Origin of the sequence: Holzapfeliella floricola DSM 23037 = JCM 16512 (genome assembly GCF_001436605.1) — a bacterium.
GTDB lineage: Bacteria > Bacillota > Bacilli > Lactobacillales > Lactobacillaceae > Holzapfeliella > Holzapfeliella floricola.
The window spans coordinates 41,156-58,443 of record NZ_AYZL01000006.1 but is presented as its reverse complement, the minus strand read 5'-3'; the positions used below and the strand labels follow the sequence as shown (position 1 = coordinate 58,443).

Annotated in this window: 17 protein-coding genes; 9 read left to right on the top strand and 8 right to left on the bottom strand. The window is 34.0% G+C overall.

The genetic code is table 11. The features are described from left to right. The first annotated feature begins 12 nt into the window (after nucleotides 1-12). Entirely contained in the window at nucleotides 13-435 is a 423-nt protein-coding gene (locus FC86_RS00465; protein ID WP_056974068.1) for a hypothetical protein, read from the top strand. On the opposite strand, the gene FC86_RS00460 is transcribed toward FC86_RS00465, so the two are convergent. The 3 genes from FC86_RS00460 to FC86_RS00450 form a co-directional block, all read right to left on the bottom strand. Then, a complete protein-coding gene (locus tag FC86_RS00460) occupies nucleotides 432-1,775 on the bottom strand; it encodes a DHA2 family efflux MFS transporter permease subunit (RefSeq protein WP_056974194.1) in 1,344 nt (447 codons plus the stop codon). The genes FC86_RS00465 and FC86_RS00460 overlap by 4 nt on opposite strands. Nucleotides 1,776-1,817: 42 nt before the next feature. After that, nucleotides 1,818-2,228, bottom strand: coding sequence for a MarR family winged helix-turn-helix transcriptional regulator (locus FC86_RS00455; RefSeq protein ID WP_056974067.1), 411 nt, complete (start codon nucleotides 2,226-2,228; stop codon nucleotides 1,818-1,820). A 102-nt stretch (nucleotides 2,229-2,330) separates the two neighbouring features. Beyond that, the gene (locus FC86_RS00450) at nucleotides 2,331-3,704 is read right to left on the bottom strand and encodes a cryptochrome/photolyase family protein (RefSeq protein WP_056974066.1); all 1,374 of its coding nucleotides are present in this window, start codon (nucleotides 3,702-3,704) and stop codon (nucleotides 2,331-2,333) included. A gap of 190 nt (nucleotides 3,705-3,894) precedes the next feature. Between FC86_RS00450 and FC86_RS00445 the strand changes: the two genes are divergently transcribed. Then, a complete protein-coding gene (locus FC86_RS00445; RefSeq protein WP_056974065.1) occupies nucleotides 3,895-4,380 on the top strand; it encodes a hypothetical protein in 486 nt (161 codons plus the stop codon). A gap of 36 nt (nucleotides 4,381-4,416) precedes the next feature. Here FC86_RS00445 and FC86_RS00440 read toward each other — a convergent pair whose 3' ends face one another. Both FC86_RS00440 and FC86_RS00435 read right to left on the bottom strand, forming a co-directional pair. Next, on the bottom strand, nucleotides 4,417-5,202 hold the full coding sequence (locus FC86_RS00440) for a glucose-1-dehydrogenase (RefSeq protein ID WP_056974064.1): 786 nt from the start codon (nucleotides 5,200-5,202) through the stop codon (nucleotides 4,417-4,419). A gap of 379 nt (nucleotides 5,203-5,581) precedes the next feature. Continuing rightward, entirely contained in the window at nucleotides 5,582-7,090 is a 1,509-nt protein-coding gene (locus tag FC86_RS00435) for a CAP domain-containing protein (protein WP_056974063.1), read from the bottom strand. Nucleotides 7,091-7,237: 147 nt separating this feature from the next. On the opposite strand from FC86_RS00435, the gene FC86_RS00430 reads away from it, so the two are divergent. From FC86_RS00430 to FC86_RS00415, 4 genes are all read left to right on the top strand, one after another. Continuing rightward, nucleotides 7,238-8,305 (top strand): D-alanine--D-alanine ligase family protein, encoded by a 1,068-nt coding sequence (locus FC86_RS00430; protein ID WP_056974062.1) that lies wholly within the window; start codon nucleotides 7,238-7,240, stop codon nucleotides 8,303-8,305. Between the two features lie 146 nt (nucleotides 8,306-8,451). Continuing rightward, complete coding sequence (locus FC86_RS00425; protein ID WP_056974061.1) at nucleotides 8,452-8,874, top strand: GtrA family protein; 423 nt, start codon at nucleotides 8,452-8,454, stop codon at nucleotides 8,872-8,874. A 93-nt stretch (nucleotides 8,875-8,967) separates the two neighbouring features. Next, the gene (locus FC86_RS00420) at nucleotides 8,968-9,672 is read left to right on the top strand and encodes a GntR family transcriptional regulator (protein ID WP_056974193.1); all 705 of its coding nucleotides are present in this window, start codon (nucleotides 8,968-8,970) and stop codon (nucleotides 9,670-9,672) included. A gap of 109 nt (nucleotides 9,673-9,781) precedes the next feature. Then, nucleotides 9,782-12,148 (top strand): phosphoketolase family protein, encoded by a 2,367-nt coding sequence (locus FC86_RS00415; RefSeq protein ID WP_056974060.1) that lies wholly within the window; start codon nucleotides 9,782-9,784, stop codon nucleotides 12,146-12,148. A 31-nt stretch (nucleotides 12,149-12,179) separates the two neighbouring features. On the opposite strand, the gene FC86_RS00410 is transcribed toward FC86_RS00415, so the two are convergent. Continuing rightward, a complete protein-coding gene (locus FC86_RS00410) occupies nucleotides 12,180-12,497 on the bottom strand; it encodes a heavy metal-binding domain-containing protein (protein WP_056974059.1) in 318 nt (105 codons plus the stop codon). Between the two features lie 142 nt (nucleotides 12,498-12,639). Here FC86_RS00410 and FC86_RS00405 point away from each other — a divergent pair, with 142 nt between their 5' ends. Both FC86_RS00405 and FC86_RS00400 read left to right on the top strand, forming a co-directional pair. Next, the gene (locus FC86_RS00405; RefSeq protein WP_056974058.1) at nucleotides 12,640-13,551 is read left to right on the top strand and encodes an ABC transporter ATP-binding protein; all 912 of its coding nucleotides are present in this window, start codon (nucleotides 12,640-12,642) and stop codon (nucleotides 13,549-13,551) included. A 1-nt stretch (nucleotide 13,552) separates the two neighbouring features. Beyond that, the gene (locus tag FC86_RS00400; protein ID WP_056974057.1) at nucleotides 13,553-14,347 is read left to right on the top strand and encodes an ABC transporter permease; all 795 of its coding nucleotides are present in this window, start codon (nucleotides 13,553-13,555) and stop codon (nucleotides 14,345-14,347) included. A gap of 45 nt (nucleotides 14,348-14,392) precedes the next feature. Here the strand turns inward: FC86_RS00400 and FC86_RS00395 are convergent, their stop codons facing one another. After that, complete coding sequence (locus FC86_RS00395; RefSeq protein WP_056974056.1) at nucleotides 14,393-15,181, bottom strand: tyrosine-protein phosphatase; 789 nt, start codon at nucleotides 15,179-15,181, stop codon at nucleotides 14,393-14,395. Between the two features lie 86 nt (nucleotides 15,182-15,267). Then, entirely contained in the window at nucleotides 15,268-16,056 is a 789-nt protein-coding gene (locus tag FC86_RS00390; protein WP_056974055.1) for a tyrosine-protein phosphatase, read from the bottom strand. A 169-nt stretch (nucleotides 16,057-16,225) separates the two neighbouring features. Here FC86_RS00390 and FC86_RS00385 point away from each other — a divergent pair, with 169 nt between their 5' ends. Next, nucleotides 16,226-17,170 carry a phosphate/phosphite/phosphonate ABC transporter substrate-binding protein gene (locus tag FC86_RS00385; RefSeq protein WP_056974054.1) on the top strand — a complete coding sequence of 315 codons (945 nt, stop codon included), beginning with the start codon at nucleotides 16,226-16,228 and terminating at the stop codon, nucleotides 17,168-17,170. The last annotated feature ends 118 nt before the right edge of the window (nucleotides 17,171-17,288 follow it).

The following is a 17,288-nucleotide window of genomic DNA, read 5'->3' as shown; positions in this document are numbered from 1 at the left end:
GGAGGAATTATCATGGAAAGTTTGTCAAAGTTTAAATCAATTTATTTATGGCTGTTTATTGTGGGGATTGTCTCATTAATTATCCCAGCTGCAAACATCTTTTTTATTACAACTGCGATTTTAATTTTAGGAACGGTTTACGTTATTGCTAAATCACCTAAAGACGCAGTCAAAAAACGAGGCGCAATTGTATTATTGGTTGGGGCAGTATTTACAATTTTAGCTTTTGTGTTATTTCAAGCTGTTCACATCGATCAAAAATTACTTAAACAATTACAACAAAATTCACAAGCTATCGATGAGCAAAAATTATCGCAATTCATAATGTCGATGTTACCTGGTTTCATTGTAGCTTTTATCGGATGGGTGATTCGCATCGTAGGTGTTGTATTGTCATTCAAAGAATATAAGTATCTAAAAAAAGAAGAGGCCTAATGAGGCTTCTTCTTTTTTAGTGCTGTTGAAATTAAAACAACTTCTAAAATACTTAATATAACTAATAAAATAATGGCATTATGCGCACCATTTACATAAGAGTGAGTGGTTTGTTGGGTTTGCGTGATAATTGTTGAAATCACGGCAGTTCCCATTGCACCAGCAAATTGTTGCAATGTGTTTAGCAGCGCATTTCCGTCAGCGTTTTGTTCTTTTGAAAGTTGTTTAAGACTATTGGTCATAATATTACCAAATGCAAATCCTAATCCAATCATGTAGACAATGTAGAAAATAGTGATTAACAGATTTGATAGATTTGAGCTAAATATCCAAAATAGTAAAGTACCTATCAAAATTAATGAAGATCCTAATATTATGGGTTTTTGTGGACCGAATTTATCTAATATTAATCCACTAAAAGGCGATAGTATTGCCCCCATTAAAGCGGCAGGTAATAATAATAAACCAGCAACTGTGGCATTGCTATTATTAACAAGTTGAATGTAGTTAGGTAGTATGAAAGAAAAAGATAAAGTTAAAAATTGCAAAACAAAGAAAGAAAATAAGTGAATACTGAATTTTTTGTTTGTCAAAATAGTGAAGTTAATAACGGGATTATCAATTCTATTAGAACGAACAATTAATGCTAATAATCCTAGTAAACCGACTGCTAAAAATCCAATAACGGGTAAACTAATTAAAGAATGTGTACCCATGTTACTTAAACCAATAATCAATCCAACAAAAGTTAACATAATAAAAGCAAGACTTAGATAATCAAAATTAGTTTTAGATGTTTGACTAGCTTGCTGAATAGAGATAAAACCAAGTAAAAAGGTCACGACTAAAACCGGAATTAAAATGATAAAAATGTAGCGCCATCCAAGATTAGAAATGATTAATCCGCCAAAAGTAGGTCCGACAGCAGGTGCTATCGCGGTAATAAGTGATCCTACTCCCATCATGATTCCTATTTTTTCTTTAGGCACTTGTTCTAATATAATATTGAACATTAATGGAAGTGCAATTCCCGTTCCGATACCTTGAATTACCCGACCCAGAATTAATAGTATAAAGTTTGGTGCAATAGCATCAATCACTACACCAACAATAAAAAATAAAATAGCATAACTAAAAAGCGTTTTGTTAGTAAATCTCTTCTTCAGTGTTGCGGATAATGGAACGATAATTGATAATGTTAAAAGATAAGAAGTTGTCATCCATTGTACTGTTGATGTCCCAACTTGAAATTCCGTCATTAGTGCAGGAAATGCAATATTCATAGCTGTTTCAACAACAACACCACAAAATGACATAATACCTGTTGCGATGACTGCCATAAGCGTTTTGGGTTGAATTTTAGATACCAAGAAAATTCCTCCTTATTTATTAATATAATAATTTAAAATAGATTCAAATGTTTCGATTTCTTCTTTTGTAAAAGTGTCGTACAGTTGATCTTGCTCTAACTTCATATAGTTTTTGATTGAATTAATCAGCTCTTTTGATTTAGATGTGAGATAAATGAACTTCTGACGACTATCCTCAGGATTTTCAACACGATATATCAGTTCTTTTTTTTCCATTAACTTTAATAAGTTGGTGGCAGTTGATCTCTTAATCACAAACTCATGTTCGATTTCTTTTTGTAAAGCGGGACCATTTGAAAGACTAATAAAATCTAAAATTGACATTTGAGTGCTAGTTAAATCGTACTGCACAGCAAAGTTGTTAAAGCTTCTAGTCAAATTATTTGAAGCAATTTTAAGTAAACGGCTCATATTTTTTTTCAAAGTAATACCTCCTTTTTGTTAGTTAGCTAACGAAATAATAGTTTAATGATTTCTTCACACAATGTCAATAAAAAAAACGTTCAAATTTGAACGTTTTAACAGTTAACCTTTAAAAGCTTCGAGTGCACGTTGTCGTGCAAATTTGTGATCAACGATTTCCTGTGGATATCCTAATGTTTGACGTTGAGAATCATTAGGCTTGTGGATATCTTTATTGGATAAATTTGCTAGATTGGGCAAGTGTTGACGGATGAAGTCACCTTTTGGATCAAAGCGTTCGCTTTGTGTTGTAGGATTGAAAATTCTAAAATAAGGTGCAGCATCTGTACCAGTTGAAGAAGCCCATTGCCAACCGCCAATGTTTGAAGCTGAATCATAGTCAATCAGCTGTTCACTGAAATATTTTTCGCCCCAACGCCAATCAATCAGTAAATCTTTAGTCAAAAACGAAGCAACTACCATTCTAAGACGATTGTGCAATTCACCTGTTTGTTTAAAATGTTTCATAGCAGCGTCCACAAGTGGATAACCAGTTTCACCATCTATCCATTTCTGGAAATCCTCTTCGCTATAGCGCCAATTAATTTTGCGATATTCTGATTTAATTTCTAAATTTTTTGCATCTGGATTATAAGCATAAACCATATTGTAAAAGTCTCGCCAACAGAGTTGACGAATAAAAGCTTGTTTAGCATCACTTTCGGGTGCATGCTGTACAAGACGCCAGTAAACTTCGCGAATAGAAATCAATCCAGTTGTGAGGTCTTTTGATAAATCACTTGTGCCATTTAAAGAAGGAAAGTCACGGTCTTTTGGATAATCCTCTAAGCGGTTATCAATGAATTCATCATAAGATTCACGAACTTGTTTTAAATTGGTATTAAAAGACTGCTCAATATTTTCAGTCAGTTCTTTTAATTTAGCAGTTCCTTCTTTAAATAAATCAATCTCTTGTCTTTGAATAACTAAGTGCTTAAACTTCTCTAAATCTACTTTTTGAAATGCTGGTTTAGCTAGTTTTTTCCATTGATTATAATAAGGTGTGAATACTTTAAAAGGCGTTTGATCTTTTTTAAGCAATTCATGTGCACCAATTAAATGGTGGTCCATAAAGCCATAAAAATCGACGGTATGATTTTGGGCAACCTTTCGAATAAGATGATCACGTTCAAGACCATATCCACGTTCAGAAATATTGGTGTAGATGGCTTTTGTTTCAGGAAATTGAGTAAGGAGTTTATCAAAGCTATCTTCGGTATCGCCATAAATAAAATGCAAAGGCTGATTAATTTGAATTAAATTATCATTGAATACTTGAACAGATTGAAAGAAGTAATCTTGGCTCTTGCTATTTTCTAGTAGTTGCGGATTATTAATTTGAAAAACACACATAATCGGTTGATTGGTTTTTATTGCTTCAATCAAAGCTGTGTTGTCATTAAGTCTTAAATCATTTTTGAACCAAACAATTATCATAAAATACCTCCATAATAGTAATTAACCTTATTTTATCATTCTTGAAATTATTTTTTTCAAATTAACTATTCGAAATCAAAATAAATTAAGTAACCTTATTATAAAAATCGAATTTCGCAAAATTTTATTACACAAATCATAATATAAATGGTACGATTATAATTGATAAATACACGACGGAGGGGTTTTCATGTCAAAGACAGTTCGCGAACTTTCAGAAGAACTTGGCGTTTCAAAAACGACAATCAATAAGCTACTTAAAGATGAAAGTAGACAACAATATGTTGAAAAAGTAGGTAACAAATTTGTGATTTCAGATGAAGGTGTTGAATCAATTACAGCACACTTTGCAAATTCTGACTCACCCAAATCAAAGGCTAAGCCAAAAGCACAAGCTAAGCCAACTTCAAAGAAAGAAGAGCTACTTACCAAAGAAGAAGCTCAAGATACTGAAGTGAAGGATGAATCTGAAGATTTATCAAAAGTTACAGAGCTTGAAGCAGAACTTGAACAAGCTAAAGCAGAGCTTGAAAAAACAAAAGAAGCTCTAGATGAAAAAGAATCAGAGTTAACTCAAAAAGATGATAAAATCGATTCATTGAAAGATAAAGTGACAGAAGTCAAAGAAGCGGTTTCATCACAAAAAAAATCAAAACCTTGGTGGAAAATTTGGTAAAAAAAATAATCGCATACTAGTATGCGATTATTTTTTTTATCCTTTACCATCCATGAAAGCAGGATAAAGTGTCATTCCACCATCAACGAATAAAGTGATACCAGTTACATATTTGGATTCATTTGAAGCCAGCCATGCAGCGGCTGCTGCAACATCTTTAGGTTCACCGATTTCTTTCATCGGAATCATATTAGTGGTTTCTTCAAGTTGTTTTGGATCATCAAACTTTTCAGCATTAATTGGCGTTTTAATAGCACCTGGGCCAATGTTATTAACCCGAATATGATGACGAGCATATTCAGATGCCATAGTTTGTGTAAGCAACTTAACGCCACCTTTACTTGCGGAATAGTGAGCAAAAGTAGGCCATGGAATTTGTTCGTGAACGCTAGAAATGTTGATGATGCTACCAGGTTTATCTTTATCTAAGAAGTGGTTAAGTGCTTTTTGACTTCCCAAGAAAGTTCCGGTTAAGTTGACATCGATAACACGTTGCCAATCTTTGAGTGTTAATTTTTTGGTTTCATGTTTATTTTCCATACCAGCGTTATTTACCCAAACATCAAGTCCACCGAATTCTGATACGGCTGTTTCAAGTAAATGTGAAACGCCGTCCTCTGTTGAAATATCAGCATGAATCGCAATGGCATCGCCACCGTGTTTTTTGATTAAGTCAACAACTTTTTGAGCGCCTTTTTGATCGGAGTTGTAATTAATAACAACTTTCATGCCTTCTTCACCAAATCGGCGACTGATAGCTGTTCCAATTCCTTTTGAACCACCAGTAACAACGGCAACTTTTTGATTTAAATCTTGATACATATTTTGACCTCCCATTTTTCTTAAGTACAAGAATTAACTAATTTATTTGACCTATTGATAGGGTTAATTGATATTACTGCATTACGTAAGACTTTAATATAAAAAAACTCAGTTCATGCCTATTTTGAAATAATCACGATAACTGTTAGTATTCCAATTGTTATTTTTGAGCACCTCTTTTCAAAACTAGTTATTTAGTTGATGAATTCATTTTAAACCTTGAATTTCACTTCAAGGCAAGTAGTTTTTAAAATAAAAACTTTTCAACTCATCAAGTCGTGAGCTGAAAAGTTTACATGTTAAAGTTTCTGATAGTAATTCCAGCGACCTTTTGATTTGAATTTTGATACATAATTATACCTTCTAAGTATAATTACCATCATTGGCTGATTTGCTTAACCCATTGTTTGGGACCTAAGTAGTACCAAACTTCTTGACCAACTGTAATTGTTTGGCCATAAGGGAGCGTTTCGCCAATATTTAAGAAATGATAAGTTGATTCTCTTTGACTTGGATAAGGACTTGTGTAGACTTGACGATCAAGCATTCTAGAAGAAATATCAATTAAACCAGCTTTAATATCTGGATTTGAAAATTCAAAGAAATCCTTAAACCATTGGTCATCTCCCAAATTATAAAAATCATTCCCGTCTTGGTAAGAACGTCCAAAAACTAAATATTGAAAATTATTACGAGACTCTAGTGAATCGCGAATAAACTCGGCTTTTTTCATTAAGTTCTTTCGAAATTCATTAGGTGAAATTTCAACTTTAGGTGTTTGTGCAGTTGGTTTTGTTTGTGCAGGTGTAGTAGTTGGATTCGTGGTTGAAGTTGGTTTTTTGACCGCTTCTTCATCAGTCAAAGTGATTTCGGGTTGGTTGGCAGCAACTTGATTAAATAACTTAAAGTTGTAGCTGTAAACGCCTTCAACTTCTACGTAATATTCATGAGTTGAGACTAACGGCAAATCCCCGGGAGAAAATGTGATAATTGTGTGAAAATTACCAAATTGATCTTGACTATAGTTCGACACGTTTTGAGCATCGACAACTTGTCCAGTATCAACATCTTTAACCGTAATTTTAGGTGTACTAAAAATAGCTTTATCAGATAGATAGATAGACCAAGGGGTATTTCGACTATTAATCATTTCAATTGGGAATAATGTGCTTGATGGATAAGTAACAGTACTTTTTGAAGGTTGTTTGAAGATATCATTACCATACATCACAGGTTGTACAAAATAACGGAAACCATTACTACCATAAGCAGCACCAATACCAGTTTTACTGATACGAGAAGATAGTAGCCAAGCACGATGACCAGTATCATTGCCTGTTAAGTTGTAGTTATCACGAACTAAATCTGTAATCACATCACCAGCACTTTGATCATAGATGTTGAAATTTAAGTTTGATGAATTAGAAACTTGCTGTGCAATTTTCCAATCGTCATCAGAAACAAAATCAGGTTTAGTGGCATTAGGTAAGCCATGTTGATTTTTAAAAGGTGTTGCCTGAGCTGCTGCCATAATGGAAGCAGTTAATTGTGCATCACTATTTTCTTCTGGCAAAGAAGTGATGGCAGGCAAACCAAACAAGTCACGATAGTAGTTAATGTAAGCAATTGTGTTTGAGATATAACTATCAGGTAGTTTACCTGGTTGAAATGGCTCAATCAAACTGGGAACATCTTGATAAAGCGTTTGTGCGTTAATCGGTGTTTTATCTAAATTATTGTAACGAGATTGAATGCTTTCAACTTGTTGCTTTTCAGCTTTCGTGAATGTGGCAGCTTCAGTATAATTGTTTTGATTACCTACCAATAAAGTAACTGAAAATAGTGCTCCAAAAAGCAATAAGCTTTTTTTCTTTTTAAATTGAATCATAAAAACACTCCTCCTATTACTGACATTATAAGCAAAAATTAGGAAAAAAGTTAACTTTAAAGTTTATATTTAAAAAATATTTTTGAATTAAATTAACTCGTAGTATAATACAACCATACTACAGTAATTAACTGAGAGGAAATTTACATAATGAAAAAAACAAAAGTAGGCTTGATTTTTGGTGGGAATTCTTCTGAATATGAAGTATCCGTTCAATCAGCTAAAAATATCTATGAAGCTATCGATAAAGCTAAATATGAAGTGTACCCAATGGCCTTAACCCAATCAGGATTTATGGTGGATTTAGAAACATCAAAACAATTATTTGATAATCCACATCTTGAAGTAGAAAATAAAGCGGCTGTTGAAAATGTTGCAAATATTGTGCAATTAGGTGACTACCAAGATGTTGATGTCTTTTTCCCAATTGTGCACGGTAACATTGGTGAAGATGGTGCTTTACAAGGATTATTTAGAATCTTAAATAAACCGTTTGTAGGATCAGATGTCTTGAGCACTGCTGTCACAATGGATAAAGATTTCACAAAAATTATTGCCCAAAGTGCGGGTATTAAAGTAGCAGATTGGGTAATTGTTAAACGCCATACACAAGATGACTGGACCTATGACAAAGTCTCACAAAAACTAGGGTCAACCGTTTTCATCAAACCATCAAACCAAGGTTCTTCGGTAGGAATTAGTAAAGCGATTGATGAAGAAAGTTTCAACAAAGGACTTGCTGAAGCTTTTGAATACGATGATAAAGTGCTAGTTGAAGAAGCAATTAATGGTGTTGAAATTGAAGTTGCCGTTTTGGGAAATGAAAATCCTCAAGCAAGTGGTGTTGGTCAAATCACCACACCCGAAGGTGAATTTTATAGCTATGAAAATAAATACATTGATGAATCTGGTGCAACGTTAGCTATTCCAGCACCTATTTCTGAAGAACTTACTGAAGAAGTGAGAGCCGAAGCCTTGAAAGTTTATGACATCCTAGAATGTTCAGGACTTGCACGTGTTGACTTCATGTTACAAAATTCTGACTCACAAATTGTTTTTAATGAGTTAAATGCGTTACCAGGATTTACCAACATCAGTATGTATCCAAAATTATTTGAGCTTGCGGGTATTACTTATCCAGATTTAATTGATCACTTAATTTCTTATGCCAAAGAGCGTTTTGATCATAAAAAAGAATTACACCACACGAGATAAAAGGGTGCTACTAAAAGGTAGCCCCTTTTTTAAAGCGTAAGTTTTCTTAAAAAACAGATTTATCTTTGGAAAAAGAACTTAAAAGCGTTAAAATATGAAAGTATGCCAAAAGCATAAATTACATAATCGGAATAGGAAGATAATTCATGTCGCCTGTAACTCAACATACAAAAATCAATCGGGATTTTATTATTTATTGTCTAATTGGAATTAGTGGATTGGTTGTTGATTTTGGAAGTTTTTTCATTTTACATACTATTTTTGAATCTACACAAATTTTAAATTTTGTCAGTTCAACATTAGGACTCACTTCCAATTTCTTTTTGAATGCTCACTACAACTTCAAAGTTAAAGATAATTTATTGAAGCGCTATCTAAATTATTATGTGGTCGGTTTAGTTGGAATCATGTTTAGTAATTTAATTTTATTTATTTTCGCTACTAAATTAGGTTACAATATTTATATCGTTAAACTGTTTGCTTTAGGTATTGTCACCGTATCACAGTATACATTTAATAAATTCGTAACTTTCAAAGAAGCAGCAGATGACAAGGTAACAGATAATTAAAATTTACAAAAAAACGTAATCAAATCTTGAACTTTGATTACGTTTTTTTTGGAGGGATCTTTTGTGGAAAAAAACTTAATTTATAAAAAAATCATGCATGAACTGCAAAACCAAATTTTAGATGGTGAATATCAAGAAACAATGAAGCTACCTGATGAAAGAACATTGAGCCAGACTTTTGGGGTAAGCCGTAGTTCGATTAAACGGGCTTTGAAGTTATTAGCTGATAAGGGTGCAGTTTTTCAAAAACGAGGTTCAGGAACATTCATCAATCCAATATTTGTGAAAAATGATTCGGTATTTCATTATAAAAACGGATCTAATTTAGGAATTAGTGATAGTTTTCAAATGAATGGCCAATCACCTCAAATAAAATTATTATCATTCAATGTTGAGCGCTGCCCTAAAGAATTAGCGACTGACTTATTTATCAAAGACACGGACTTTGTTTATGCTTTTAAACGATTGCGTTCATTTGATGATCAGTCGTTTATGATTGAGACTGGTTATATCCCAATTAAGATTTTGCCACAGTTAGAAGAAAAGACATTGACTGAATCATTGTTTAAGTATGTTGAACAAGTCAAAAAGCAAGGTGTGACAAAATCTTATTTGACAATTGGTGTGAGCCCGTCAACTGAAGAAGATAGAACCGAGTTGAATTTATTATCTACGGAGCCGGTAGGGACACTATCTGGAATTTTCTTCTTGGATGATGGAACACCGTTTGAATATTCTCAAATGCGGTTACGCTATGATTACATGAATTACCATACATTTGTCTCGTTAGAAGATTAAGATTTCTTAAATTGGTACGCACCTTTTTTATAAATGGTTGACTATTAGTAAGGGGAAACTTTATACTGGGATTATCAAATCAAGCGAATTATTTCGGAGGAAGAATTACATGGTAGACTACAATTCAAAACAATATTTTGATCTAATGACAAAATACTGGCGCGCTGTTAACTACGTTTCAGTTGGTCAACTATATTTAAAAGATAACCCATTGTTAAAGAGACCACTGCAAGCAGATGATTTAAAAATCCATCCAATCGGTCACTGGGGAACAATTTCTGGTCAAAACTTTATTTACACACATCTAAACCGTGTGATTAACAAATATGACCTAGATATGTTCTACATTGAAGGACCTGGTCATGGTGGACAAGTAATGGTTTCAAACGCTTACCTAGATGGTTCTTATTCAGAAATCTATCCTGAAGTTTCTCGCGATGAAGCTGGAATGACTCAACTATTCAAACAATTTTCATTCCCAGGCGGAGTGGCTTCACATGCAGCTCCTGAAACACCAGGTTCAATCCACGAAGGTGGAGAACTTGGTTATGCACTTTCACATGGTGTTGGTGCAATTTTAGATAATAAAGATACTATTTCAGCAGTTGTGATTGGAGACGGTGAAACTGAAACTGGCCCACTAGCTGCTTCGTGGTTCTCTAATGTATTCATCAACCCTGCTAAAGATGGTGCCGTTTTACCAATTGTACACATGAATGGTTACAAAATTTCAAACCCAACTATTCTAGCACGTAAAACAGATGCAGAACTCACACAATACTTTGAAGGTATGGGCTGGAAACCTTACTTTGTTGAAGGCAACGATGCTGATAAATTAAACCCTGAAATGGCTAAAGTGATGGATCAAGCGATTGAAGAAATCAAATCTATCCAAGAAAATGCTCGCCGTGAAGGAGCAGAAAATGTGACTCGTCCTAACTGGCCAGTGCTAATTGTTCGTACACCAAAAGGCTGGACAGGTCCAAAAACATGGGATAACAATGTCATTGAAGGCTCATTTAGAGCTCACCAAATTCCAATTCCTGTTGACCAACATCATATGGAACATGTAGGTGCTTTAACTGATTGGTTAAACTCATATGGTCCAGAAGAATTATTTGATGAAAATGGTCGCTTGATTCAAGAATTAGAAGATCTTACACCAAAAGGTAATCACCGTATGGCAATGAACCCAATCACAAATGGTGGAATTAATCCTAAACCACTTAAAATGCCAGATTACCGTCAATATGCATTAGACAACTCAAAACGTGGTCAAGTGGTTGCTCAAGATATGTTGGTTATGAGTGACTTTATTGGCGATATTATTCGTCAAAATCCAGATAACTTCCGTTTATTTGGTCCTGATGAAACGATGTCAAACCGTTTATATGATGCTTTTGAAGCTTCACCTCGTCAATGGTTAGAAGCAACTGAACCAGGTGTTGATCAATACATTAGTCCTGAAGGTCGTATTATTGATTCCCAATTATCAGAACATCAAGCAGAAGGACTACTAGAAGGCTATGTTCTAACAGGTCGTCATGGATTCTTCTCATCATATGAAGCTTTCTTGCGTGTCGTTGATTCAATGATTACCCAACACTTTAAGTGGTTACGTAAAGCTAATGAAATGCCTTGGCGTAAAAAATACCCATCATTGAACGTATTAGCAACATCAACTTCATTCCAACAAGATCACAATGGTTATACTCACCAAGATCCAGGTATTATTACGCACTTGGCTGAGAAAAAACCTGAATACATTCGCCAATACTTACCAGCTGATGCTAACAGTTTATTAGCTGTGATGGACAAGACACTTCGTTCAGAAGAAAAAGTGAACTTAATTGTGGCTTCAAAACAACCTCGTCCACAATTCTACAGTATTGAAGAAGCAGCTGAATTGGTAGATAAAGGTCTTAAAGTGATTGACTGGGCTTCAACTGATAACGGTGAAGAACCTGATGTTGTGATTGCTGCAAGTGGTATGGAACCAAACGTTGAATCACTAGCTGCAATTTCAATCTTGCATGAACAATATCCAGACCTAAAAATTCGCTTCGTAAACGTTGTGGATATTATGAAACTTCGTTCACAAAAATTTGATCCTCGTGGATTAAGTGATGATGAGTTTGACCGTATCTTTACTAAAGATAAACCTGTTATCTTTGCTTTCCATGGTTATGAAACCTTAATTCGTGATTACTTCTTTGACCGCACAAACCGTAATGTTTTCCCTCACGGTTACCGTGAAAATGGTGATATTACAACACCATTTGATATGAGAGTTGTGAACGAATTAGACCGTTTCCATTTAGCACAAGATGTGGCTAATCAAGTATATGGTACAAAAGCAGCAGGATTTTCAAGTAAGATGGATAGCATTTTACAAAAACACCACGATTATATTCGTGATATTGGTGATGATCTTCCTGAAGTACAAGAATGGGAATGGAAACCATTAGACAAATAAAAAAAGAGAACGCTTAAAGCGTTCTCTTTTTTTATTTGTCTTCAGTAACAACCGCAGTTCCTGAACACATCACCATTAACATCTCATTGGCTAAATCATAATCAAACTTAACGCCAACAATGTCGGTGGCACCAACTGCAGCCGCACGTTGCTTCATTTCTTCAATCACTTCAGTACGAGCTTGCATCATTTCATTTTCATAACCTCTTGAACGACCACCGAAAACGTTACGAAAACTTGCACCGATATCGCGAAACATATTTACACCGGCGACTGCTTCACCGAAAACAATATCGCAATATTCAGTTATCTGTTTACCTTCGATTTGATTTGTTGTTGTGACAATCATCATGAACCTCCTAAAATTTATCTTGTATGGCTAGTTTACTCCTTAATTAATAATATTTAATTAAAACCAATATGAAATTAACCTAAATTTAAATAAATATGATACGCTAAAATGTGAAGTGTTATCTATAAGGAGGAAAATCATGACAACAGAATTGAAAGTTAGTCATTTAAATAAGAAATATCGTACCAAAAAAGCGCTAGACGATGTTTCTTTTGAAGTTAAGTCTGGTCAAATTGTCGGGCTGGTAGGACCTAATGGTTCAGGTAAAACCACATTAATGAAAGCAGCACTAGGGTTGATTAAAGTGGATGGGGAAGTTGAAATTCAGGGTGATCCCGTCACTTTCTCAAAACATAAACAACTTGAAAAAGTAGGACAGTTAATTGAATATCCAGCTATCTATCCATTTTTAACTGGATATGATCATTTAAAGATGTTCGCTGACGGTAAAAATCAAAAAGCGCGTATTGATGAATTGGTGCAGGATTTGGGGATGCAAGACTACATCAAAAATCGTGCCAAAAGTTACTCACTAGGGATGAAACAAAAGCTAGGGATTGCCATGGCATTAATCAACAATCCTAGTTTAGTGATTTTAGATGAACCTATGAATGGACTAGATCCTCATGCTGTAATTGAAGTTCGTCAATTGATTCAAAAATTGGCTAAACAAGGTGTGACATTCTTGATTTCTAGTCACATTTTGAGTGAACTAGAAAAGGTAATTGATCACTTAATTATTTTTAACGAAGGTAAAGTTGTTCGTGATACAACACCTCAAGAACTAAATGGCTCCTACAAGATTCGTGTGGTTATTAAAACAAATGATGACCGTGCTGCTTGTGAAACCTTGAATAATGCTGGATTCAAAATGCCAAAAACAAAAGTGAGCTTTTTACTAAAAGATGAAACAACATTAGCTGTTGTGATTAAATTCTTAGTAGAGCAAGGTTTTGATGTTTTAGATGTGGATAAACAGGCTTCTGACTTAGAGTCATCTTTAATGAAGTTACTTTATCCAAATGAATCAGCGCAAGGAGGAGAAGCATAAAATGGGGACATTAGTTAAAAACGAGTTATTTAAATTACGTAAAAAAAGCAGTACATGGATTATGATTTTGTTGATGTTTGTTATTATGCTTTTAGGCCCAATCCTGACTATATTATCAGGTTCTGAAGTGATGAGCTACACAGCAATTTCATCTGCTGGAGCATTGTGGCTGGTCGTAACCTTGATTTCATCTGCTGGAAGTATTTTATCAATGGAATATGAATATGGAACTATTAAAGAATTATTTGCTTCTAAATATTCACGTGGAAAAATTTTAATAAGTAAATGGTTTACAATATTTATATACTCAATTATTTTAAATATTTTATTAGTTGTTTATACTGGCATTATTTATTATGCTGGGCGTTTGTTGACTACTAATATGTCATTTACGTGGTCTGAAAACGCTATTAGCGGTGAAACGGTTACAACGATGACAGAAAGTTTTTTAAGAATGTTAGCTAGTGATTTTATTAACGCTTGGTTAGTGATTTCAGTTGTGTTTTTATTAGCAAGTATTATCAAAAAATCATCATTGGCTGTTACATTAGGATTGGTATTCTTTTTAACATCATCAATGATATCGTCACTTCTATCAAGTTTAATGAAATTGACAAATTTAGACTGGCTAAAATATACGCCATTTAATATGCTATTTTTGAATTTTAATGAAAGTACTGCATCTCTTGAAAAAGTGGCTCATTTAAATGCAACTCAACTTGGAATTGGATCATTAATTTATATCATCATCTTCTTAATTATCGGTTTACTATTTTACCGCAGAAAAGAAGTTTAATAAAAAAGCATTGAGTTTTTACTCAATGCTTTTTAGTTTGTGCTATTAGTGTAAATAGATTTCACGTAACTTTTTGATTTTGTCATCTGTTACGCCAAGAATATCTTTCAAGTAGTTGTCGATACCGCCGAAATCTTTGTCCATTAATTCAAGTGCATAGTTAATGTAACCTTCTTGAACAGAAACCAAATCTTTAACGGCTTGATAAGTTACAGGATCGCCACCTTTTTCTTCAACAAGACCTAAGCGGTTGTCAATATAAGGTTTTGAAGCTTGGTTAGTTAATAAATAATCTTCTTTGATAGTTTCATAATTCATGCCAAGTGCGTGCATTAAAAAGACACCCGCCATACCTGTACGATCTTTACCTGCTGTACAGTGGAAAAGAAGTGCTTCGTTATCTTGGTCGTTTTTGAGTAAGTAGTCAAAGAACTTGCGATAAGCTTTTTGAGCTTTTTCACCTAAAATGATATCGTGATAAGCATAAATCATACGGTTAAAACCAAATTTTGGATCATCTGTTGTTTCATCAGCTAGTTCTGTTGCACTTTTAGAGTTATCGGTTAAATCTTGTGAAAAAACAGGATTCCAAACGTATTGAGCACCTTCAGGAACACGGTCTGGGACCGCTTTGATTTCTTCTTGTGATCTAAAGTCCATGTCATAAGTTAGTCCGTGGTCTTTTAGGACTTGGATATCTGCATCACTTAAATCACCTAAATGGCCACTACGCAAAAGTTTGTTTGGTTTAATAGTTAAACCATCTTTATTTTTGTAGCCGGTAAGTTCACGGAAATTAGAACCGTTTTTTACACCAATCATATTATATGCCATTGGATTTTACCTCGCTTTATTTTTGATAAATGGTACAACTTCTATTTTAAGCTAAAACCGGCAAGACCTCAAAGTCTTAACGCTAATTAGTGTAAATAAATTGCTTTTAATTTTGCGATTTTTTGGGGTGTTAAATTCAAAACTTCTTCAAGGAAAGTTGGCATATCACCATATTTTTCATTAATTAAGTTAAAAGCATAGTCAACGTAGTCACTTCTAACAGTTGCAAGGTCTGTGATTGCTTCGATGGTTGCTTCATCTGCATCGTTTTCATGAGCAACAGCTAAGCAACTATTCAAATATGCAGTAGTGGCGGGATTAGTTAATAAGTAATCTTTTTTGATAGTCTCTTCATCAAAATCAAGTGCTGATAATAAGAAAATAGTAGCCATTCCTGTACGGTCTTTACCTTCTGAACAGTGATATAAGATAGCTTGATTATCTTGATCATTTTTGAGTAGGTAATCAAAAAATGTACGATAAGCCTGTCTAGGATGGTCGTTTAAGATGATATCGTGATAGCAACTAATTAAATGCTTATAACCAAATTTAGGGTCATCAATTGTATTTTTAGTGATATCAACTGTACGAACAGCATTTTTAGCGATTTCTTCTGAGAAAACAGGATTTTTAATATAGTCAGCATCGCGTAGTACACGATCAGGCATAGTAGTAATTTCATGGTCAGTTCTGAAGTCCATATTATAGACAACACCATAGTCTTCTAAAAATTTAACGTCATCGTCGGTTAGTTGACCTAGATGACCGGAACGAATTAGTTTGTGAGGTTTTATCGTTAAATGTTCGCGATTAACGTAACCGGTTAATTGACGAAAGTTTGAACCTTTTTGGATGGGAAGTAGTTGATTTTTCATGATATGACCTCATTTCAGCTGGGTTATAGTCAGCAAATTGTCAGCTTCAGGATATTATAATAAGAATAAGGGTAGAATTTAATTTTTTATTTTACGTATAATTTGTCTTGATTATATATTAATGTTCGTATATTATATAACTATAACGTCTAATTCGGAGGAATCGTTCATGAAAAAAATCAAAAGTCTTATTGCTATTTTAGCCGTATCATTATTAGCTGTGATGTTAACCGCATGTTCAAAAAATAATTCAGGTTCATCGTCAGAATCAACAAGTTCTACTGCTAAAAGCTATGTTCCACAATCTATTAACCTACAGGTAACGCCTAGTGTTCAAGCAGGTGAAATGGAAAATTTAGCCAAACCACTTGGTCAAATGTTATCAGATAAATTAGGTATTCCGGTTAATGTAACGGTTGCTACCGATTCAAATTCAATGGTTGAAGCAATGTCATCTAAGAAAGTAGACATGGCATTCTTATCACCAGGTAACTATGTCAAAGCCCATCAAAGAGGTGCTGCAGATGTTATCTTACAAGCGCAACGTTACGGTCAAAATGATGGTAAAGTGACTGATCAACTAGTTGATAGTTACCGTTCAATGATTACGGTTAAAAACGGTAGCAGCATTAAGAGTTGGGAAGACCTAAAAGGTAAGAAAATTGCGGTTCAAGCCGTAACTTCTGCTGCAGGTTATATGTTGCCGGTTCTTGAATTAAAAGATAAAGGGCTTGATGTTGAAACTCAGGCTCAATTAGTCACTGTAAAGGGTCATGATCAGGGTATTATTTCTGTGTTAAATGGCGACGTTGATGCTGCCTTTACTTTTGAAGATGCAAGATTGAATGTGCAAAAAGATGATCCAAATATCATGAATGATGTGAAAGCTGTTTACTTCACTGAACAACGCATTCCAAACGATACAATTAGTGTTCGTTCAGACATGGATGAAGCTTTCAGAACAAAATTAGCTGATGCAATGATTGAAATTGCTAAAACTCCAGAAGGACATAAAGTAGTTAAATCAATTGCGAGTCATGAAGGTTATGTAAAATCTGACGACTCAAAATTCGCAAGTATGTACAAAATTGAAGAAGCACTACAAAACAAATAATCAAGCAAATAAAAAACACGCTAAGCATAAAGCTTAGCGTGTTTTTTATTTATACTTTAAAAGATTTCAAATAATTCTTTTTTTGGTTTTGGTTTGATTTTGACTATTTTAATTATAT